At 38.7% G+C, this 22,231-nt stretch carries 22 protein-coding genes; 14 read left to right on the plus strand and 8 right to left on the minus strand.

What is annotated here, in order from left to right:
* Positions 1–16 precede the first annotated feature (16 nt).
* Complete coding sequence (locus ACWICE_RS07325) at positions 17–907, plus strand: hypothetical protein (RefSeq protein ID WP_273075156.1); 891 nt, start codon at positions 17–19, stop codon at positions 905–907.
* Between the two features lie 66 nt (positions 908–973).
* Here the strand turns inward: ACWICE_RS07325 and ACWICE_RS07330 are convergent, their stop codons facing one another.
* The 6 genes from ACWICE_RS07330 to ACWICE_RS07355 form a co-directional block, all read right to left on the minus strand.
* A complete protein-coding gene (locus tag ACWICE_RS07330) occupies positions 974–1,855 on the minus strand; it encodes an ORF6N domain-containing protein (protein ID WP_454297968.1) in 882 nt (293 codons plus the stop codon).
* Positions 1,855–3,939, minus strand: coding sequence for a DNA topoisomerase 3 (locus ACWICE_RS07335; protein ID WP_454297969.1), 2,085 nt, complete (start codon positions 3,937–3,939; stop codon positions 1,855–1,857). The genes ACWICE_RS07330 and ACWICE_RS07335 overlap by 1 nt, the downstream gene beginning before the upstream one ends.
* 6 nt (positions 3,940–3,945) lie before the next feature.
* Positions 3,946–5,409, minus strand: coding sequence for a DUF3945 domain-containing protein (locus ACWICE_RS07340; protein ID WP_454297970.1), 1,464 nt, complete (start codon positions 5,407–5,409; stop codon positions 3,946–3,948).
* 99 nt (positions 5,410–5,508) lie between these two features.
* Entirely contained in the window at positions 5,509–5,790 is a 282-nt protein-coding gene (locus ACWICE_RS07345; protein ID WP_454297971.1) for a helix-turn-helix domain-containing protein, read from the minus strand.
* A gap of 26 nt (positions 5,791–5,816) precedes the next feature.
* Positions 5,817–6,170, minus strand: a complete 354-nt coding sequence (locus tag ACWICE_RS07350) for a helix-turn-helix domain-containing protein (protein WP_454297972.1) — start codon at positions 6,168–6,170, stop codon at positions 5,817–5,819.
* Between the two features lie 250 nt (positions 6,171–6,420).
* Positions 6,421–7,266, minus strand: a complete 846-nt coding sequence (locus ACWICE_RS07355) for an RteC domain-containing protein (RefSeq protein WP_250686303.1) — start codon at positions 7,264–7,266, stop codon at positions 6,421–6,423.
* A gap of 346 nt (positions 7,267–7,612) precedes the next feature.
* Here ACWICE_RS07355 and ACWICE_RS07360 point away from each other — a divergent pair, with 346 nt between their 5' ends.
* The 13 genes from ACWICE_RS07360 (at position 7,613) to ACWICE_RS07420 (ending at position 20,509) form a co-directional block, all read left to right on the plus strand.
* A complete protein-coding gene (locus ACWICE_RS07360) occupies positions 7,613–7,996 on the plus strand; it encodes a hypothetical protein (RefSeq protein WP_250686304.1) in 384 nt (127 codons plus the stop codon).
* A 96-nt stretch (positions 7,997–8,092) separates the two neighbouring features.
* Positions 8,093–8,578: a peptide-methionine (S)-S-oxide reductase gene (locus ACWICE_RS07365; RefSeq protein ID WP_250686305.1), complete on the plus strand. Its 486-nt coding sequence runs from the start codon at positions 8,093–8,095 to the stop codon at positions 8,576–8,578.
* A 214-nt stretch (positions 8,579–8,792) separates the two neighbouring features.
* Positions 8,793–12,455, plus strand: coding sequence for a phosphoribosylformylglycinamidine synthase (gene purL, locus ACWICE_RS07370; RefSeq protein ID WP_454298159.1), 3,663 nt, complete (start codon positions 8,793–8,795; stop codon positions 12,453–12,455).
* Positions 12,456–12,736: 281 nt separating this feature from the next.
* The gene (msrB, locus tag ACWICE_RS07375) at positions 12,737–13,183 is read left to right on the plus strand and encodes a peptide-methionine (R)-S-oxide reductase MsrB (protein ID WP_250686307.1); all 447 of its coding nucleotides are present in this window, start codon (positions 12,737–12,739) and stop codon (positions 13,181–13,183) included.
* Positions 13,184–13,245: 62 nt separating this feature from the next.
* On the plus strand, positions 13,246–13,737 hold the full coding sequence (msrA, locus tag ACWICE_RS07380) for a peptide-methionine (S)-S-oxide reductase MsrA (protein ID WP_250686308.1): 492 nt from the start codon (positions 13,246–13,248) through the stop codon (positions 13,735–13,737).
* A gap of 268 nt (positions 13,738–14,005) precedes the next feature.
* Positions 14,006–14,497 carry a TlpA disulfide reductase family protein gene (locus tag ACWICE_RS07385; protein ID WP_250686309.1) on the plus strand — a complete coding sequence of 164 codons (492 nt, stop codon included), beginning with the start codon at positions 14,006–14,008 and terminating at the stop codon, positions 14,495–14,497.
* A 116-nt stretch (positions 14,498–14,613) separates the two neighbouring features.
* Positions 14,614–15,528, plus strand: coding sequence for a VPGUxxT family thioredoxin-like (seleno)protein, type 2 (locus ACWICE_RS07390; protein ID WP_250686310.1), 915 nt, complete (start codon positions 14,614–14,616; stop codon positions 15,526–15,528).
* 72 nt (positions 15,529–15,600) lie between these two features.
* Complete coding sequence (locus ACWICE_RS07395; protein WP_250686311.1) at positions 15,601–16,035, plus strand: restriction endonuclease; 435 nt, start codon at positions 15,601–15,603, stop codon at positions 16,033–16,035.
* Between the two features lie 38 nt (positions 16,036–16,073).
* Positions 16,074–16,541 carry a DUF6314 family protein gene (locus ACWICE_RS07400; RefSeq protein WP_250686312.1) on the plus strand — a complete coding sequence of 156 codons (468 nt, stop codon included), beginning with the start codon at positions 16,074–16,076 and terminating at the stop codon, positions 16,539–16,541.
* Positions 16,542–16,582: 41 nt separating this feature from the next.
* Complete coding sequence (gene cysS, locus ACWICE_RS07405; RefSeq protein WP_454297973.1) at positions 16,583–18,061, plus strand: cysteine--tRNA ligase; 1,479 nt, start codon at positions 16,583–16,585, stop codon at positions 18,059–18,061.
* 264 nt (positions 18,062–18,325) lie between these two features.
* Positions 18,326–18,910: a sigma-70 family RNA polymerase sigma factor gene (locus ACWICE_RS07410; RefSeq protein WP_454297974.1), complete on the plus strand. Its 585-nt coding sequence runs from the start codon at positions 18,326–18,328 to the stop codon at positions 18,908–18,910.
* A 22-nt stretch (positions 18,911–18,932) separates the two neighbouring features.
* Complete coding sequence (locus ACWICE_RS07415; RefSeq protein WP_454297975.1) at positions 18,933–19,247, plus strand: hypothetical protein; 315 nt, start codon at positions 18,933–18,935, stop codon at positions 19,245–19,247.
* Positions 19,248–19,273: 26 nt separating this feature from the next.
* Complete coding sequence (locus ACWICE_RS07420) at positions 19,274–20,509, plus strand: IS256 family transposase (protein ID WP_454297976.1); 1,236 nt, start codon at positions 19,274–19,276, stop codon at positions 20,507–20,509.
* Between the two features lie 59 nt (positions 20,510–20,568).
* Here the strand turns inward: ACWICE_RS07420 and ACWICE_RS07425 are convergent, their stop codons facing one another.
* Together ACWICE_RS07425 and ACWICE_RS07430 are read right to left on the minus strand one after the other, a co-directional pair.
* On the minus strand, positions 20,569–21,000 hold the full coding sequence (locus tag ACWICE_RS07425) for a nuclear transport factor 2 family protein (RefSeq protein WP_454297977.1): 432 nt from the start codon (positions 20,998–21,000) through the stop codon (positions 20,569–20,571).
* A 103-nt stretch (positions 21,001–21,103) separates the two neighbouring features.
* Positions 21,104–22,138, minus strand: coding sequence for an NADP-dependent oxidoreductase (locus ACWICE_RS07430; protein WP_454297978.1), 1,035 nt, complete (start codon positions 22,136–22,138; stop codon positions 21,104–21,106).
* Between the last annotated feature and the right edge of the window lie 93 nt (positions 22,139–22,231).

Here is a 22,231-nt window from a genome sequence, read left to right on the forward strand (position 1 = left end):
CCGAAATAATCACTATATGATAGACGGCGGCATAACAAACGAAGAAGATTTTGATGACTTGGAGGATATAAGTTTTTCAGAATTGAGCAAATTTGACTTAACGAAACTTGACGAAAATGTTTCTTATAATATATTTGAGGATAACTTTCCGCAATGCACAATAACACGCATTAATGATAAATTACTTATCAGAATCGAGGAGCATATTTATACAAAGTATTGGTTTCATAAATACCACGCATCTGTTTTTGCAACAGCAATGATGAAAGCTATAAAACGACTTCAACTTGAAGGTATTCCATTCTCTGACGAGGAACTTGATGATGAAGATGAAGTGCACATTTTTGTTAGGTGGACATTAACTGAACCTTCAAATATTGACAACAAAACCTTATCAGAAAACATAAATATAGCATTTGATAGCGTTTTTGAGCGTGCCAATTCAATGCTTGAAAATTCTGATAGTGTTTTAATACTTGGGAAAGATACTGGTGAAGGACTTGACTTATTGAAACGTATTCAAATTCATCTTGATAATCTGGGCTTCTATACCTATATAATTAAAGAGCAACCAGACATTATTGGAGAAAGTGTAATACAGAAAGTTTTGAGATTTGGACTATCATCAAGGTTCGTAATTATTGAAAATAGCGAACCCACGGGTCATTTATATGAATTTCCACACATCACGAAATTTGCAGAGTTAACATCCATTGTTTTGCAAAGACAAGGAGAAGGTTCAACTTGGATGTTTGAAGACCTTTACCACAGGCTACAAAACATTAAAAAATTTGAATACACGAATGAAACACTTGAAGACGAAATAAATCTTGGAATAGAGTGGGCGAACAGTTATTTGTCAACTTTTGGAAAGTTTCAAAAGGAGAAATTGCCGTGGTTTAAATAAAAAATCGAGTGGCGATACACCGTCTTTGACATTCCATAAATAAACCCTCTAAAATTTTCAGAGGGTTTATTGTTTATTCAAAATTAGTAACATCCTACCAACTTCAATATCCATTCGTGAAAAGGCAAACCATTTCTTGCCCAGGTCTTTGAGGGAAGCCCCGATATGGTAGAGTTCTGTATCGTCAATAATCAAAAAGCGGTCATGAGCATCAGAAAGAATCTCAATTTCTATGGGAGGATATTGGCTGTTGTACCGTTGTATATCCAGCCGTAACTGATTGCTGATATTTTTGGTATAGATAGTTGCAATTACATTAGCATTCCGTTTTCCCAATAAGATTAGCACCGTATCGTCCACATAATTATCAAGCAGGATAATGGAGCTTTCGGCACTTCGGATAATATCGGAAACAAAGGTATAGGCATCAAAAACCTGCCCATTGTAGAAGATACCTTTGTCGCTGTGGAGCTTGTCGCTTTCCAAAGCCTTGAAAATCTCTTCAAATTTTTGGTCTGCTTCTAATTGCTTTAGCTCAATTTTATCCAAACGATGGAACAAAGAAGCATTGCTGATAAGCATTCTACGCATCTCTACAAATGCTTCCATAATCTCAACACTGACCTTGACGGCAATTTCAGAGCGTAGTACAGCAGAAGCCATTGCCACCCCTTGTTCTGTAAAAACATAGGCTAAATAACGTCTTCCGCCGTAGCCCAAACTTGAGGTTCCAAATTGGAACCTCAAGTTTTCAACTTCCTCTTCGGTCAGTTGAAAACAAAAAGAAGCAGGAAACCTTTCTATATTTCTTTTTACTGCTTTGTTGAGGTTCTTTGTTTCCACCTGGTATAAGGAAGCGAGGTCGCTATCCAGCATCACTTGCTTGTCACGTATTGTATAAATCAGGTTTTTGATTTCTTCGGGAGAGATAAGAGGTTTATTTTCCATTACTTTTTGTAGCTTTTGTTTTTTTCAAATTCAAAAGAGGTTTTGTAATCTTCATTCAACACGATATAAGCATCGAATTTCTTTCCGGCTTTGCTTTTCATTCCTTTGATGAGTGAAGTTTTCCTTTTACTGACAAGGCTTTCAATATCGGCTATGCCGATTTGTACACCGCACACATTACGGAACTGTACCCAGCTACAAACTTCATCAGGACACTTGACAATCTTATCCCGAATAATGAGTTGATGGCTTTTGCATTTCGGACAAACCAATTTAGATAGGTTGTTATTGGCAATGGAAGCTTGCAACAATTCATTGGTAATAGATGAAGCATAATTTTCCATTTCCTTTTGAAATACCCCTGCATCAACTTCGTTGTTTTCGATTTTCTGCAAAGTGAGTTCCCATTCGGCAGTCATTGCCACATCTGCAATTTTCCGGTCTTTGACCAATTCATATACCTGCAATCCCTTTTCTGTTGGTATCAAAGATTTCTTTTCCCTTTGGATATAATTGCGGGTAAACAGTGTTTCGATTATTGCTGCCCTTGTAGCCGGAGTGCCGATACCGATATGTTGTAAAGCCTTGCGTTCGTCTTCATTTTCGATTTCCTTTCCGGCAGTTTCCATTGCGGACAATAGCCCTGCTTCGGTATAAAGTACAGGAGGTTTGGTTTTCTTATCTAAAACGGTAGCTTCCTTTATTTTGAGTTCATCGCCTTTTTTCAGTTCGGGTAAATCCTGTACAGGTTCGGCGTTATCATCGGAAAAATTGCCTTTTATGGAGCGCCATCCCACTTCAATAATCTTACAGCCTTTTACTGTAAAATCGTAATGCAACACCTGTAAACCGACATCGGTTATCTCTTTGATACAGGCCCCGGAAAGGGCTTCGAGCAATCGAAAGGCAATCATATCATAAACGGCATTTTCCTTTGCGTTCAGGGCTGACGGGATTTTATCCGTAATCAATAATCCATGATGGTCGGTAACACGCAAATCGTTCACTATACGTTTATTGAAACGCCCCCATTTCATTTTGGTTACGGCTTGTTTGCAGGTTTCCCTATCCTGCAAAGCCCTCACGAGGTTTGGAATTTCTGCCCACACATCTTCAGGAATATATTTGCTTCCTGTACGTGGGTAAGTGATAAACTTCTTTTCGTAAAGGCTTTGGGCAATATTGAGGGTTTCTTCGGCAGAAAGGTTGAGTTTTTTGTTCGCTTCTTTTTGCAATCCTGTAAGGTCGAACAATAAGGGCGGTTGCTCTGTAACGCTTTTGGTTTCAACCGATGTAACTGTTGCCGTATCGCTTCGCTGAATGGCTTTCAGCGTATCATCGGCAAGTTTTTGGTCTTCCCATTTGGTTTTGGAAATGCTTTTAAAATCTATCAACTCTTTGTTGTGCGATAACTGTATCTGCCAATATTGCTGCACCGAGAAATTCTTGTTTTCCAGATAACGCCTGCATATCAAAGCGAGTGTAGGTGTCTGCACCCTGCCGAGCGAATAGATGCCGTTGCCTGCGACAATGCTCAACGCCTGTGTAGCATTGATGCCCACGAGCCAATCGGCACGGCTTCTGCCTTGTGCCGCCCGATACAATCCGTCAAATGCTGCTCCGTCTTTAAGATTATCAAAGCCCTGTTTTATGGCTTTTTCGGTAAGCGAGCTTATCCATAATCTTTGGAAAGGTTTGTTGCATTTGAGGTATTCATAAATGTACCGAAAGATGAGTTCGCCCTCTCGACCTGCATCGGTAGCAACAATAATGCTATCACTACGGTTGAAAAGCTCTTCGATTACTTTCAGTTGCTTTAATGCTCCTGTATCGGTTGTATAACCTTTGTCTTTTTTTACTTTCCGGACGGTCAGCAAAAAAGGGTTGGGAAGTATCGGCAAAGCTGTTTTGTCAAATCCCGAAATCCCATAATCTTCGGGCATTCCCAATCCTATTAAATGACCGAATGCCCACGTAACAAAATAGCCGTTACCTGTCAGGTAGCCGTCCTTTTTATCGGATGCTCCCACAAGTCCGGCTATCTCTCTTGCTACGCTTGGTTTTTCTGCAATAATTGTTTTCATACTTTACTAAACTTTTCTGCCTTTGGATTTTGCAGGCGTTTGGGGCTTTTCTTGTTGCTCCTGCTGTTGTTTGTTTTTCGGTCTTTGTTGCCCCGACTTCAAAGGCTCGTTGATGTTTTTGGTCGCTTCGTTGGTTTTCCCTTCTGAATTGACCGCAGTTTGTGTTTTATGGGCTTCGGTAGGTTTTGCCTGGGCTTTGAGCTTGTCGGGATTTTGGAACGAGAAATCTGTTTTTCCCGTTTCTTTGTTGAGTGTGATATAGCCCTGATATTTTTGTCCTTTTTTATCCACCAAACCATCTACATAAACAGTTAGTCCGGCTTTGAACTTATTGTACTGCTCATCATCCAATTCTTTACCTCTAAAAATTCTTGGTGCTTCCTGCGACTGATTTTGCTGGCTTTTTTGTTGGTTGTTTTGCGACTGCTGATTGTTGCCCGTTCTGTCAAACAGGAACTCTACATAGCGTTTGTCTGCATTGAACTGTACCGTTGCCGAAAATTCTGTTCCTTTTTTAGAAATCATACCCTCTAATTGAAGCGGTTTACCCTCCATTAAAGTTTGCTTTTGTTCATCGTTCAATTTCACACCTTTTATTTCATCGGGAATTTTTATGAAATCCGTTCGCAGTGCAATAACATCGTTTGTTAACCTGTCTATACTGATAATGGACGGCATCAGTTCGCCCGTTTTGGTATTGGTCAAATCAACCACACGCCCCATATTACCCGTTTCGAGCAGGTTCTTTCTGTCGTCGTCCGTAAACTTGTGTCCGAAAAATTCAAAGTTGAGGTTAGGCTCTTTACGGATACCGTTCAATGCCGGAACTACTCTTCCGTCTTCGGTAGCCTGCAAAGACAAACGGACATCTGTACGAAGAATGGCTGTACCGAAATTAACGCTCACAGGTATAAGCTCATTGGTTTTGTAGCCTTTTAATAAGGGTTCAAGGAGGTTTCTTTTTTCAAGGTATTCCTTGCTTAATCCGAGATTGTTCATTGTGTCCCAATCAATCTGTTCCGGTTTGTAGCGGTATTGGCTTGTTTCCGGTGTTGTTTGTGCTGTTTCCATATTATTTTGATTTTCTTGTTTTTTATCCTGTTGAGGCTCGGTTTTCACCTCGTGTTCTTTCATCACTTTTTCGCCTTCGAGAGTTGGCTTATCTACCTGCTTCTGCATTTCCTGTGCTTTATCCACAGCGATAGGTGCATGCACTTTGAAGAATGAGAAATTGGTAGGGTTCTTTAGTTGGCTAAAAAAATTGGAGAAGAAGTTGGAAAAGAAATCGCCACTCTTGTCCACACGCATAAATTGGTTCTGGTTTTTCTTCGTGGGGTCAACGGTTTCCATTTTGCCGTTTTCATCAATGCTCTTTACGGCTTGGATTTTCATTTTTTCTTTATCCAGCACCAGCAGTATGTCCGATAACTGTTCGGGAGTTTCCTGTTTGTTTGTAGTTTCTTCGCTCATAATCTGAAAATTTTAAAGTTCAAATGCCGAAAATAGGAGAAGCGTGTACTGCATCGACCGAAGTGGCACTCAAAGGCGGTGTTTGTCACTTATTGGCGTTCATTTATTAAAACTTTCCCTTATAAACTGATGTACATCAGATAGCTTGTAATACAATTTACCGCTTATTGTATAATAGGGCAGTTTGCCGATGGAACGGTACCGTTGCAGGGAACGGTTACTGATTTTGAGCATTTGAAGCAAATCCTGATTATCGAGCAGTTCTTCGCCGTCTATGCTGTTACGTTTCTTTTGCAAATCATCTATGTTATCGCCCAGCATATCAAGGCGACCTATCAGGCGTTCCATCCACGCCAAAAATTCCATTCTGTCAATATTCATAGGAACATATTGTTAAGGGTTCGTACCTATTTTTTATCTGCATTTAATTTTCTGCCTTTTTCGATATAGCTTTTGCCTTTTGCCATAAGCTCCTGTACAAATTCATCACTGCTTTGCACCGCATTGGCATTGAGCATATCCTTAATTGCTCCAATGGTGTAGAAATACTGACCGTAGATTTTTGAATAAGCTATCTCGCCTTTGGTTCGCATACGCCACAGTGTTTTTTCACTGATGTGGAGATACTGGCAGACTTCGTGGTTGTTGAGCCACAAGCTATCGTAGCTTGTATCTTCCAGTTTGAGGATATATTCGCTAATGGCTTTCAACCTTTCATTGAGGTGCTTCCACACTTCTTCGTCAACTGTTATAATATTCATAGCACTGTTGTTTAATGTTCACAGGGCAAAATTCAGTAGTGTGGAAGTATTTGTCTGCCAATGCGTACCCATTGGTTTGGCACTTTTTTTGAAAATTTTTGCAATGAGAAAAACCCTTGATTGATAATGGTTTTAGCGTGCTTCGGGTATTTTATGAGAGCCTTATGCCCATATTTGCCAATTGGCAGATATGGGCAAAAAAAAAGCAGTACATTTTGGGTACTGCTTTTAATCATCTTTGCTGATATGGCTAAAGGTCTTTATCCATATATTCTTCGAGCGAAATTTTGAGTTGGTCTAAAAACGCAGTGCGTGAACCTGTTCTTGTTTTCATGCGATGGAATGCGTGATGCAGGTCGCCGAGTGGAATACGAAAAAGTATCTGGAACATTAGGCTAATTTTACGGATACCAATCTTACCGTGAGAAATCACGCCAGCGGCATGCAGCGCATATACCAATTCGATTAGTGCATTTTTACTATCTGTCCAAAATACATCTTTGGAGTTCTCCGGTTTTTGTAAAATTATGTCTGGGTTTTCATCAGGATTGATTTTTGTCAGAAGATATGAATAAAGCAATTCGTTCGCAATAATTCTGGCGATCTTATAGTCAAAGAAAGTCGAGAATGATGGATCAATTTCAAATACAATACTATTCAGGCCATCATGGTAGTTTATGTTGCCACGCCTGAAATAAGTTTCATCCCGATCCGTCCGTCCAGACCGATAATATCTGTAAAAATCAGAATTACATATATGCTCAATATACTCCCTTTTTAAACTTGCCAATTGGGCTGAAAAATAACCAAAATACAATTTACCATTGCTTACAGGGCATGTAGTTTCTATTCTGTAAACCTTATTATAATAAATAAGCTTTCCTAATATTTGAGGTTTAATAGTACGGAAGAAATGGATCTCTTCAGCATTGTTCTGAAATCCATCTTCGACGATGAATTTCTTAATAGAGAATAATAGATCCTGAAGATAAAGGGTCATTTCATATGCCTCGTCAATCGTTCGCTTGTTTTGTAATGCAATCTTATCTTCCTTATTATGTATTTCTAAAATAATGTTGTGTAGAGAGTATTTCATAGCAGATGTTTTAGTGAGATTAGGGATTTTTTTACATTTGCAAATGTTTTAAATGACAAACTTTCACATTAAATCTCATAATATTACCCAAGCACGAACCAACTTGGGCTATATTTTCCACCCATTACGCTTGAGTATATATTTACAGGAAGGGAAAAATTGGCAACACATCGGGAAGTTGAGACTAGTATTTAATCTCCTGACATGACTAAATTTGTACTATAAATATAGTACATGTCTTTGTGCTAGATATGTGTGTAAATCTGTCAAAAACAATTAAATTTAACATCCGGTTTTTGAGGGCAACTTTGAACAAGCAGGTAAAATTTAAATAAGAGATAAGTATATGAAAGTTTATGACGCACTCTATCTGGACATTTTAATAATTGGAAGGGCTAATGTAGAAACAGGTCTTTCCTACAAAATTCTTAGAAAGCAGTTAGAACTAAAGGGATATGATTTCGGTAATGAATACATTGAAACCGCCGTTAAGGTATGGTATTACGATAGTTTTCATCATGCTGAAGCTAGCCATGGAAATATAAAGTTTGAGGATTTAGATAATCACCTTGGATGTAACTTCGTAATGAAGGGCGACGCTTGTTTGAAACTGCTTTCTCATAAAAAATCAGAATTTAACAACAAGCTTACCTTATATTCTGTAGTACTGGCCGGCATCGCTTTAATAGCTTCAATTGTAGCAATAATTGTCGGTATTGTCTATTACTAGCTTTCGTGTACTTAGCGGTGAACACAGCTTCAAACATGCAGGGCTATGATTTAAACATGAAACGAGGTCAGGATGGTTAATTTTTAAAGTAGGCTTATGAATAAAATAGGTTTTGGCGGCGGTTGCCATTGGTGCACTGAGGCTATATTTCAATCTCTTCACGGGGTAGAGCAAGTCGAGCAAGGCTGGATAACTTCGACGCCCCCCTTTGATACATATTCAGAAGGCGTAATTGTCCATTATGGTAGTGATATTCCTCTTGATAGGCTAATAGAGGTACATCTACTTTCACACAGTAGTACTAGCCTTCATAGTATGCGTAAAAAATACAGATCTGCTGTATATTATTTTAATGTAGAAGACAAACGTGTCATTGAAGAGGCAATTCGACGAATAGAATTAGACAGTGAAACATGTTATATAACTCAAGCTCTGCCTTTTGTTACTTTCAAGGAGAATACGAAAAATTACCTAAATTACTACAAAAAAAACAAGCAGGCTCCATTCTGTCGAACCTATATAGATCCTAAGTTGAAAGTTTTAAGAGAAAAATTTGGGCGGCAGCTCAAAAATGATTTTTAAAAGGGAAAAATTGCCACAACAAAGGGTGAAACTGCTAAGTATGTGGAGGCAGTTGTCTTATAAATTTGTACTATAGAAAATGATAGCAACTTTAATTTTTTTGGCTACAAATTATATAGTTTTTGGCTTTGCTTAAACAGTCTATGCTATTCTGCTCGCCTGGAGCAGGACCAAAGTAGTTTTCATTTCAACGAAAGTAATAATTTAATGGATGATGATTCTTTTTTTTGGTAATCAAACAAATGAGGTTTTCGCGGTACAATCTCAAAATGAGGTGTCAACTGATGATGTTACAAAATTAAGCTGGCTTTTCGGCGGCGCTGATAAATTGGAAGAACATGCACTTAATGAGTGTTTTGTTGGACCACGCGTTAACATAGTTTCTCCATGGAGCACTAACGCCGTCGAAATTGCCCAAAATATGGGTGTCACTGGCATTGTCAGAATGGAAATGTTTTTTAAATCTGATAAAAACGACACTGATTTTGACGGTATGCTTTTTCAAAAGTATAACGGACTTGATCAAAGAATTTTTACTCTACACAGCGATCCAGAACTCATACTTGAAATTAGCGATATCGGTGCCTACAATAACCAAGAAGGCTTGGCTCTAAGCGACGAAGAAGTGGAGTACCTCAACAATCTTTCTTTAAGGATAAAAAGGAAACTAACTGACTCTGAAATATTTGGTTTTTCGCAAGTGAATTCTGAACATTGCCGCCATAAAATTTTTAATGGCACATTTGAAATAAATGGTGAAAAGAAGCCATCTTCTCTGTTCGGCTTGATCAGAAAGACATCAAAGGAAAGTCCTAACGGAATAATCTCTGCTTATGAAGATAATGTAGCATTTTTAAAAGGTCCAAGAATTCAGCAGTTTGCCCCTAAAACAGCAGATAAGCCAGATTTTTATCAGGTTTCGGAATTCGAATCAGTTATCTCCTTGAAGGCAGAAACACACAATTTCCCCACTACCGTAGAACCTTTTAATGGTGCTGGTACAGGATCTGGCGGTGAGATTCGCGACAGGCTTGCTGGTGGTCAGGGTTCGCTTCCCTTAGCTGGTACCGCCGTGTATATGACACCCTATTCAAGGCTTGAAGAAAACAGAGTATGGGAAACGGGTATGGTTGAAAGAAAATGGCTCTATCAAAGACCAATGGATATTTTAATAAAAGCTTCTAATGGTGCGGCCGACTTTAATAATAAATTTGGACAGCCGCTGATTACAGGGTCGGTACTCACTTTCGAACATGAAGAAGATGGGCGCAAACTTGGTTTTGACAAAGCGGTTATGCTTGCCGGCGGTATTGGATATGGTAAAAAAAGTCAGGCAAAGAAACTAAAACCCGAAGTCGGCGATCAAGTTGTTATTCTAGGTGGAGATAATTATCGCATAGGTATGGGTGGCGCTGCAGTTTCATCTGCCAATACGGGAGCAGTACGCTCGGCTATTGAACTCAATGCTATTCAACGTTCAAATCCCGAGATGCAAAAACGTGTTGCTAATGCTATTCGAGGACTTGTAGAAAGCGAAAGCAACCCTATTATATCTATTCATGATCATGGTGCGGGAGGACATATAAACTGTCTTTCCGAGCTTGTGGAAAGTTCGGGAGGTAATATTGACCTTGACAAATTACCTGTGGGTGATCCAACCCTTTCTGCCAAAGAAATAATAGGTAATGAATCACAGGAGCGGATGGGGATTGTGATTAGTAAAAACGGAATTGAAATACTCCAAAGAATTGCAGACCGTGAGCGCACACCAATGTATTGTGTGGGGGAAGTTACAGATGATCAAAGGTTTAAATTTGAATCGGGCATTACAGGTGCCAGACCAGTTGATTTTGCTCTTGAAGACTTATTTGGCTCTTCGCCTAGAACTATTATGGTAGACAAATCTATCGAGAGAAATTATTCAAATCTTGATTATAATCAGGACAAGGTATATGATTACCTCAATCAAGTACTTCAGTTAGAAGCGGTAGCATGTAAAGACTGGCTCACGAATAAAGTTGACCGCTGCGTAGGTGGGAAGGTTGCGAAGCAGCAAACTGCTGGGGAAATCCAGCTTCCGCTAAATAATGTAGGTGTCATTTCATTGGATTACACTGGTAAAGAAGGGGTGGCTACAGCTATAGGTCACTCGCCTATTGCTGCACTTATAGATCCTGCTGCAGGTAGTCGCACAGCAATTGCAGAGGCATTAAGTAATATCTTATGGGCTCCTCTCAGAGACGGACTTAAAAGTGTATCGCTTTCAGCTAATTGGATGTGGGCTTGCAAAAATGAGGGTGAAGACGCAAGGCTCTACCAGGCCGTTGAGGCTTGTTCTGATTTTGCTATTGAGTTAGGGATAAACATTCCCACAGGTAAGGACTCACTTGCAATGAAACAAAAATACCCGGATGGTGATGTAATCGCTCCAGGTACGGTAATCATATCGGCTGCTGGTCAATGTTCTGATATTTCTAAAATTATTGAGCCAGTAATTAAAAAGAATGGGGGCAACGTATACCATATCAACCTTTCAGGTGATACATACAAATTAGGCGGCTCTGCTTTTGCACAGATTTTAAATGCTGTGGGTAATGAAGCACCTAATATTACAGATGCCATTTCTTTCAAAAATACATTTAACGTTATTCAGAACCTCATTAAGGGCGGCAAAATTACTTCTGGGCACGACGTAGGCAGTGGGGGGTTAATTACCACACTTCTTGAAATGAGCTTCTCCAGCGTAAATCTTGGTGCTGAATATGATCTTACCAATTTAAAGGAGCTGGATAACATTAAAGTTTTATTTGCTGAGAACATCGCTATTGTGATCCAGGCTGATGCATCGGTTGAGGTCGAGCTTTCTCGGAATAATATTGCCTACACCCGAATAGGTAGACCGAAAGAAGGTAAGGTGGTAACCATTAAAAATGGGAATGCTAGCTTTAATTTTGACATACCTGAAATAAGGGATACGTGGTTCCGGACGTCATATCTTCTTGATCGAAAGCAATCAGGTAATCAAAAAGCAAAGGAACGTTTTGATAATTATAAAAATCAGCCTCTTAAGTTTACTTTCCCAGCTCATTTTAACGGTAAAAAAGTTCCAATTGACGAGTTGAAATTAAAACCAAAAGCCGCTATCATTCGTGAAAAGGGGTCAAACTCAGAACGTGAGATGGCCCATGCAATGTATCTTGCCGGCTTTGATGTGAAAGATGTTCATATGACCGACCTTATTTCAGGTCGTGAAACACTCGAAGACATACAATTCATTGGTGCTGTTGGAGGTTTTTCAAATTCTGACGTTCTTGGTTCGGCCAAAGGATGGGCTGGCGCTTTTCTTTACAACGAAAAGGCTAAAGCAGCACTAGAAAATTTTTTTAAACGTGAAGACACATTATCGGTAGGAATATGTAATGGGTGTCAGCTTTTTATTGAGCTCGGACTTATAAATCCTAACCACAATATAAAACCCAAAATGCTCCATAATGACAGTAAAAAACATGAATGTGGATTCACATCGGTAACTGTTCAAGAGAATAATTCGGTAATGCTATCGACATTAGCTGGTAGCACACTAGGAGTATGGATATCTCATGGAGAAGGTAAATTTAGTCTTCCCTATAATGAAGACCTTTACAATATTGTAGCCAAATACAGTTACAAGGATTACCCGGCAAATCCCAATGGTTCTAATTTCAATATTGCAATGATGGCAAGCGATAATGGCCGTCACCTAGCTGTGATGCCTCATATTGAGCGTTCAATTTTCCAATGGAACTGGCCTTACTATGTTGAAGGGAGAGTTGATGAGGTTTCGCCTTGGCATGAAGCGTTTGTTAATGCCCGCAAATGGATCGAAAATAATGTCTAATAAAACGCTAAAAGGGAAAACATCATTTGTCTTTTGAGAAATGGGATTAATAATTTAACACTGATCCATTTGTACGCTAGTTCTAAAATACAGGACTGGGAACGGGTAGTCATATATAGCCATTAAGGTAGAAATTCAAATGATTCGCTAAAAGGAAGAATTGCTACAACATCGGGCGAAAGCGATAAGAGAATGGATGTACTTGTGTATTAAATTTGTACTATATCAATAGCAGCAATTTTAAATATTGGAGCAATATCTAAACTTCAAAATCTTTAGCAATGTTAAACTGGAACGATATTATCAGATTGGTGAACCATGGCAACCCTGAACCACCTAAAAGAGTAGAAAAAACTGATGAGGAATGGAAAGCAATTTTAAATCCGGAATCCTATCTTATCACTAGAAAGAAAGGCACTGAGCGACCCCACAAATCTGAAATGTGCACGCTTTTTGAACCCGGGGAATATCAATGTATATGTTGTGAAACGCTGCTGTTTGATTCAGCAGAAAAATTCCATAGCAGTTCTGGCTGGCCATCTTTTACTCAACCCATTGCCACCGAAAATGTCGCTCACATCAAAGATAGTAGCCATGGTATGATAAGAGTGGAGGTCACATGCAATGTATGTGATGCTCACCTTGGACATGTATTTCCAGATGGTCCGGCTCCTAGTGGTTTACGGTATTGTATCAATGCTGCTTCACTGATAAAAACGGATATGTGAACAAGCAAAAAAAATCTATTTGTAAATAGAATCATCAATATAATTAACTTAAAACAAAGTATATGGAAAATTTAAAGAAAGCGTACGTAGCAGGCGGTTGTTTCTGGGGTATGGAAGATCTTTTTCGTGTTCGCCCTGGAGTAAAAAATACTGAGGTTGGCTATTTAGGCGGAATTAATGAAAATCCAACCTATCGCAACCATCCCAAGCATGCTGAAGGATTAGAAATTACCTATGACTCAAATGAAACATCTTACAAGGAATTATTGGATTATTTTTTCAGAATTCACGATCCAAGTACGGTAGACAGACAAGGTAACGACAGAGGTTCAAGTTATCGCTCGGCTTTATTCATTCAGGATGAACAAGAGGGAATTGAGGCTGAAGAAATTATTGGAATAGTGAATGAATCGGATCGATGGCCAGGAAAGGTAGTTACTACGCTAGAACCCTTCACTAAATTTTGGCCTGCCGAAGATTATCATCAAGACTATCTTGTAAAACATCCAAACGGATATACCTGCCATTTTGAAAGATTTGGCACTTTCTTGTAGAACCTTCTTATTGATAGATGGCATGCTCAAGTAGATATATTTGACATGCCATTTTTTTTGCAATAGTAAATAACGGCAACTCGTCTTATTCAGCATGTCATACTAGAGTACTGCATAGTTGCACATTCTTTAATTCTTTCAGTCAAAGCTTCACGATTAGCTAGCAATGGTATATGCAATAAAATATATTGTAAGGAATCAATGGCTCATCATACTAAAGTTAAAAAGAACTAGCCTACTCCAACTTAACAACAAAACGAAATGAATTATGGAAAATCTAGTAAAAGAAAATAAAGCATTTGATGCAGCAGAATTTTACGTAAAAGATTGGGTAGATGAAAATGGGAATACAACTAATCAAATAAAACTGTCTGATTTTAAAGGAAAGTTTAAAGTGGTTTATTGTTTTCAAAGCTGGTGCCCCGGATGCCACAGTATTGGCTTGCCCAATTTGAAAAAAATGATTCAAGCATTAAAGGGAAATGAGAACGTCGTGTTCATAGCAATCCAAACTGTATTCGAAGGTCATCATGAAAATACTTTTGATAAGATGCTTGAAACTCAAAAAAAATACGATTTAAAAATACCTTTTGGTCATGATGCCGGTGACGACGGTAAATCCCGTTCTAACTTTATGCAAAATTACCAAACTGGCGGGACGCCTTGGTTTGTCTTTATCGATCAAAATGATAGTGTGATTTTTGCAGATTTCCACCTGAATGTTGACGCTGCAATCACCTTTTTAAAAAGTATTGTGTAATAATTTCAGCTTAGGGTTACTATTCAATAATAAACAAATCGTGTTTGAAAGTCATATGATATGATCTTTCGTGTAATTAATTTATAAAGAAGCGGAATAATTATTAATAGAACATAATGGATACAAAAACGAATGTTAGAAACCAAAGTGTAGAATTAGGAAAAGTGACTTGGCTAAGAGATTACAACACGGCATTGAAGTTAAGTAAACTTCAAGAGAAACCTGTCTTACTTTTTTTTCAGGAAATCCCAGGTTGTAGTACTTGCCAGAATTTTGGAAGAGATGTTTTAAGTCACCCCCTTATGGTGGAATTTATTGAAAATGAATTCATTCCACTAGTAATCTACAACAATAAACCCGGGGCAGACCTAGACATACTAAACTTTTATAATGAGCCTTCTTGGAACAATCCAGTGGCACATTTTGTGAATGATAAAGGGCAGGATATCATTCCCAAGCTGACTAATAACTACCTTCCGTTAAGTATGTACAACAAATTGGTAGAAGTACTTGATAAATTGGAAAAGCCCATTCCTCAATATGCATTGCTTTTGGGCGACGACTTAAAAATGGAATATGGAAATTTTAAAACCACTTTTTATGAAACCCCCTGCTTTTGGTCTGGGGAGACTTTAATGGCTTTGCACTCAGCAGTTAAATATACCGAAGCCGGATGGATTGATAACGTGGAAGTAGTGAAGGTTTTTTTCGATGAATCTCAGGTTTCTTTAGTGGAATTGAATAACTATGCAAGTAAAGAAGGTTTTTTCGCACTTAACGTTTCTCAGGACTTTAAAACAGATGAAAGCCCACAGTACTATTTATCAAAATCCTCATTTAGATATTTGCCGTTGACCAAAGTTCAACGTTCACGAATTAATGTCGCCATTCTTTACAACAGCCAGCCAGAGAAGTATTTGAGCCCAAAACAAACAAGAATGTATGAAGATATTTTAAAAGGGATTAGCAACAATTTGAAAAGCAGCAATTACAAAGAAAATATATCAAATTCATGGAATTGGGCTTCGTGATAAAGTACTACCAGAGTATTGAAGCCGACAGTGGTTTAGGGTTTGTAAAGCTGATTGAATATAATGTCGTCGATGGATAATAGCCAAATAGCAATCATAAACAGTTTACCTGAAATTCTATTTAGTAATTTCTGCCATAGTTTCTTTGAAACGATAAGCTTTACCAAAATCGGATCAATTCAAATCATGGAGGATGGAATAATAACAGGTAGAGGATCCATTGAATTAGGAATCGTGATGTCATATCATTTTGTTTTCCTAGCTAAACAGCAGATGGGAATTGTGCCCGACACATTAATCCAAGATCTACTAAATAATATGGCTGATGAGACGCACAAAGGTATATTTGTGACAACCGGGCAATTTAGTAGAAAGACAAAAAAAGCATCAAAAACTAAAGGCTTGCCTCCAGTGGACCTAATAGACGGGAAGGGTCTAATCGAAAGATTGCGTGAGAATAATTTAGAGCTATCGATTGAGACTGGAAAGGTCTTTTTTAATGGTTAGAAAAAAGATGCCAACAGGAAATGTCTAACATACAAAGGATGATAAATGCGAAAGAGAAAATATGGATGAAGAAATATTTTGAAGGTAAATGGCTCTTCAAAAGAACTATTTACAATAATAATAAGGAGAGTACATATGGTATCGCAGATGGTGTGGCATATTTTACTTCAGCCGATAAAGAAAAACTAATTTACAATGAAGAAGGCAAACTATCACTAATATCAACGGGGCAACAATTCACCTTCTCTAGAAGCTTTATTTATGTTTTTGAGGGCGATCGAGTAGAAATTCTTTTTAATGACGGAGCCAATCTGGGTCAGCTGTATCAAAGTTATAAACTAGATGCAAATAGTAAGGTTCTGATCTCAAATGCTCAACACATATGCAAAGATGATGCTTACAATGGCATTTATTCTATGATTTCTTCAAATGAATATAAACTTGAGACATTTATAAAGGGGCTTAATAAAGAATTTAAAATAGAAACCTATGCTATGAGAGCCTAATGGTTTCGCGTTTATATGAAAGAATCATAACGGCACATGCTATGACTTACAAAGACAATAATTTAAAAATTTATAATTCTCTTTCCAATGAAAAAGAGACATTTACCCCTTTACAAGAGGGACACGTGGGCATGTACGTTTGCGGTCCTACTGTATATAGCAATGTACACTTAGGCAACGTTAGAACCTTTATATCTTTTGACATAATCTACCGTTATCTTTTACATTTAGGGTATAAGGTTCGGTATGTGAGAAATATAACCGATGTCGGTCATCTTGTTGATGATGTTGATGAAGGCGAAGATAAGATCGTCAAGAGGGCGCGTTTAGAACAACTTGAACCAATGGAGATTGTTCAGCGCTACACTGTCAATTTTCACGATACACTTAAGCAATTTAATTTATTGTCTCCAAGTATAGAGCCAACGGCAACAGGGCATATCATTGAACAAATAAATGTTATTCAGAAGGTTATTGATAATGGCTATGCTTATGAATCTAATGGCTCGGTTTATTTTGACGTAGCCAAGTATAACCAGGATCATGAATATGGAGTACTCAGTAACCGCAAGCTTGAAGATATGGTTAGTAATTCTCGAAAGCTTGACGGACAGTCAGACAAACGAAATGACCAGGATTTTGCGATGTGGAAACGGGCTGAGCCTGAACATATAATGCGGTGGCCAGCACCCTGGAGTAATGGTTTTCCAGGTTGGCATACGGAATGTACTACAATGAGCACCAAATATCTAGGTGAGAAATTTGATATACATGGTGGAGGGATGGATCTTAAATTTCCACATCATGAATGTGAAATTGCCCAAGGAATAGCATGCACCGGACATGCGCCGGTGAATTACTGGATCCACGCCAATCTACTAACCTTAAACGGGAAGAAAATGGCGAAGTCAAGTGGCAACAACATCTTGCCACATGAAATATTGAGTGGTGAGAATCCATTGCTTACTAAAGCTTATTCAGCCGAGGTCACACGGTTTTTAATAATGCAAACACATTACCGAAGCATTATGGATTTTTCTGACCAAGCGATTCTCGCCGCGGAGAAGGGCTATTATCGCCTAATAAAATCAATCGAGATTCTGCCTATGGTAGAAACAGGTAAAGAATCAACACTTGATATACTTGCCTGGAGAGATAAGTGTTACGAAGCTATGGATGATGATTTCAACACACCGATTTTAATCTCACATCTCTTCGAGGGGGTAAATTTTATCAATCAGTTGAAGGAAAAATCTGAGACCCTAACAGAAGGGGATTTAGACCTTTTCATTAAAGTTATGTCAGATTTTGTTTACGATGTTTTGGGTATAGGTAGAAATTTAGTACTGCATGGTTCACATGGAGACAAACTTGATGGCACAATTAAATTACTGATAGAGATGCGCAACACTGCAAGGTCGGATCGAAATTATTTGCTGTCGGATCAAATACGTAATAGACTGGCCTTACTCAACATTCATTTAGAAGACGGCAAAACTGGAACTAAATTTAAATATTGATATAAAAATAGCGACTTCAGGTGTAGCAAATGAAAGGTGTAATATTTAGTCTCAATGTCAATTCGTTTTCATTTTTTTTGCGTAAATTTAATGCCATATAAAATATGAAAAAGTTTGCAAGGTGCTGAAGGGATAGCCGACTAAACCTTGAAATAGGAGATAGAAATAACTCTAGGAATGCAGTAACTTATTCTTTTAGCAAAAGATGGCACTACTTTACCCAATTCATATTTTTTGATATATAAAAATAAATATGGAAATAATATGCCGACTAAAGCACAAGCTCCAGAACCAGTAGATGTTGGGCCAAATTCATGGGTAGTAAACTATGCAGATTATCTTTATAGTTACGCTTGTACACGTATTGATGATAACGATATTGCAAGAGATTTGGTACAAGAAACTTTTTTAGCTGCATTAGAGGGCTGGGAAAAATTTGATAGGCGTAGTTCAGAGAAGACCTGGCTTACGGCTATATTAAAAAATAAGATATTCGATGTTTATCGTAAGAAGTCATCTAACTCAAATAGACAGACCATATCGATTAATAGTTCTGCTAGCGATGAGTTTTTTGAGGAAAGCGGGCATTGGAAAGAGGGGCAGTATCCAGAAGCTTTTGGCATAGAAGAACCGATAGCGTTGGAAAATAAAGAATTTGACGGTGTATTAAAATCATGCATGAAAAAACTTCCCCCTTTATGGAAGTCTGTGTTTACGATGAAACATATTGATGAAGAATCAAGTGAAAATATTTGCGCTCAATTAGAGTTGACTTCTTCCAATTTTTGGGTAATTAGTCATCGCGCAAAAGTAAGCTTGAGAGATTGTCTTCAGAGGAATTGGATTTAGGGAAATTATAAAACAAATGGTAATGAAAAAATTAAGTGATCAAGAGATGGCTGACATGCTTGACAATTGCAGGAAAGCCACTTTTTTGATTGAAAAGCAGCAAACGGACGGTATCACAGATAAGGAAGAAGCAGAATTGGAGTATCACCTTAATATTTGTGAAATGTGCCGTGTTTTTGCAAAACAAAACGCCGTCATTAATCAGTTTGTGAAAAAACTGTTTGGTACTGAAAAATGCGAACTTAAACTGGATGACAGTTTTAAAGAAGAACTTCAAAGACGAATTAATAAAAAGCATGATGAATCTTCGAGGGTGTTTCTTGAACTGTGTCAATAGTGTAACTTTAAACTATTGACCTACATATGGCAACACAAAACGATTTTGATTTTGAGTCCTTTAAAAAGGAAGCTATAGCCGGATTATACTCTGGCAAAAAGATGACCGGCAGCGATGGCGTGCTGGCCCCCATGATGAAGCATTTTCTGGAATCCATGATGACCGGTGAACTGGAGCATCATATTTCCGAAAGTAAGCTTGCTGATCATCCTAACCGTAAGAATGGTAAGGGTAAAAAGACCGTGCGCAGCTTAAGTGCCGGGGAATTTGAACTTGAAACTGGCCGTGACCGTTTAGGTACCTTCGAACCTAAAGTAGTGCCTAAACGCCAGCTGATCATCACCGAGGAACTGGAAGGGAATATTCTCTCGATGTATGCCATGGGTATGAGCACCCGGGCCATGCGGGATTACATACAGGAAATGTATGCCATGGATATTTCTGCAGCTGAGATCTCACGGATTACAGACAGCGTGCTGCCAGCGGTGCAGGAGTGGCGGAACCGTCCGCTTGAAGCCGTATATCCCTTCGTGTTTCTGGACTGTATGTTTTTCAAAGTCAGGATAAACGGAGCGGTAGAAACCCGTGCCATTTACAATATCCTGGGCGTGGATATCGAGGGTAAAAAGGATGTCTTAGGTCTGTATACTTCTGAAAACGAGGGGGCCAAATTCTGGCTTTCGGTGCTTACCGATCTTAAAAGCCGTGGAGTGGAAGATATCCTGATTGCCTGTATTGACGGACTTAAAGGCTTTCCTGATGCGGTGGAGGCGATCTTTCCAAAGACCAGGGTGCAACTCTGCATTGTTCACCAGATTCGCTCCTCTATGCGCTATATTCCAGAAAAAGATAAAAAGACGGTGATGGCTGATATGAAGCCGATTTATCAGGCAGGCAATGAACAGCTGGGATATGAAAGACTGCTGGAGTTTGAAGAAAAATGGGGTAAAAAATATCCGCTGAGCTGCAAATCATGGCTGGACAACTGGACAAACCTATCTGCGTTTTTTGAATACGATCAGGTGATCCGAAAGATTATTTATACCACCAATCCGATCGAAGGCGTACATCGTCAGATTCGTAAGATCACAAAGACTAAAGGTGCATTTTCTTCGGAACAGGCACTGCTGAAGCTCATGTACCTGGTCATTAGAAATATCAGTAAAAAATGGACAATGCCAATCCATAACTGGGGACTGGCATTCTCACAATTATACATTAAATTTGGGGATAGAATCCTTCAGGAAAATAGAGGTTTCTGAGAGGCGTTAATTTTGAATGACACAGTTCACGTTACACTCCCGAATCTTCACGTTAAGATTTAATTTCCAATTTCTTCAGTAACAAAATTCCCTATTCTTTTGCTAATTAACCACTTATTGTTCACCCTCACGTAATCATCAGAATAAATCGCTCTTATGGTGGTTGTGGTTTTATCATTGTCCGCAAAACAGATCATAGTAATTAAGCAATAACTGGTTCCAGTCGCCTTCGACCCATCAATATTAATGATATGTTGACCGTTGAAATGGAAAAGTGTGCTTACATTTTGAAGATAGCTATCAAAAGCAACCTCCATTTCTTTTCTTCCTTTAAGCTGTAGAATGACTACTTCATTTGCTATGGTTTCGCTTACAGCGTCTTCGGTGAAAAGTTGTACCTGCGCTGCAAAATCTTTCTTATCTGCTAATGTTGAAACGCGGTCAACTAATTCTTTTAACGCTATTTTATCTTTTAATTCTTCGATATCCATGATTGAGTTGACTATGATTTCTTTTTGCTATGATTGACGTACACTGCCATACGTATATTCATTCGTTTATTATTTCCTCAGAATCTGTATTTTTTGTCTATAGTCATACTGTGAGAACTATTTTACCTTGGATATGTCCATGTGCTGCTCTTTCATGCGCTTTGCTGGCATCGGCGAGAGAAAAAGTACTGTCTATGACCGTACGTACTGTTCCTGTATTAAGCAAACCGGCTAATTCTTCTAGTTGCTTGCCACTTGATCGGACCTGAGTTGCGGACACAGTAACTCCTAATTTTTCCGACTCAGAATTATCTGAAAATCCCAATGGAAATATAGGAAATAAAGCACCCCCTGATTTGAGTGTTTTCAAAAAACGCCCTGTAGTTGCCCCCCCGACAGCATCAATTACCAAATCAATATCTCTCAAAACATCTTCAGCAGAGATCTTTGTATAGTCGATAAAATCATCAGCGCCTAATTCCCGCAAAAGCTCTTCCTGCCTTCCTGATGCTACTGCAATCACTCGAGCGTTTTTCCATTTAGCTAATTGAACCGCAAAGTGGCCAACACCGCCACCCGCTCCGTTAATTAATACTGTTTTACCATCAAGTGGAACCGGCCTGTGTGGATTGGGCTGAAGGGGATTCTGTTCATTATGGCCTAATTCTATCATAAACTGCCATGCTGTGAGTAAAGACATCGGTGCTCCAGCCGCTTCAATGTGGCTGATTCCTTTTGGTTTATGGGCAATGTCTGAAACAGATACAGCGACATACTCGGCGTACGCTCGACTCTCTCCATAACTTGGGAAGCGGACCATCGAATATACTTCATCGCCTACAGAAAAGTTAGTGACATCTTCTGCAACTGCTTCAATTACCCCTGAGATATCTGTTCCCAAAATTATAGGGAACGGAACCTGCGGCTGCCATTCGGGCGGCAACATTTTATATCCATCACGAAGATACCAATCTGGAGGATTAAGGCCAATAGCATGAACTTGAACAAGTACCTCTCCCAATTTGAGTTCAGGGATAGGGACACTTTCATATTTCAAAACATCCGGTTTACCAAATTGGTGTTGCACCACCGCCTTCATTATGGATTTGTGTTCAGATCTATTATCTATTTGCTTCATTTGAAAATGATTTAAGTTCTTGATGTTTTTTAGTTTAACTGTTGTTGCTTCTTTTTACCAAAGAATTAGACTGCTTGCCAATAGGGTTGCCAT

The organism is Sphingobacterium sp. NPDC055346, from assembly GCF_053645235.1.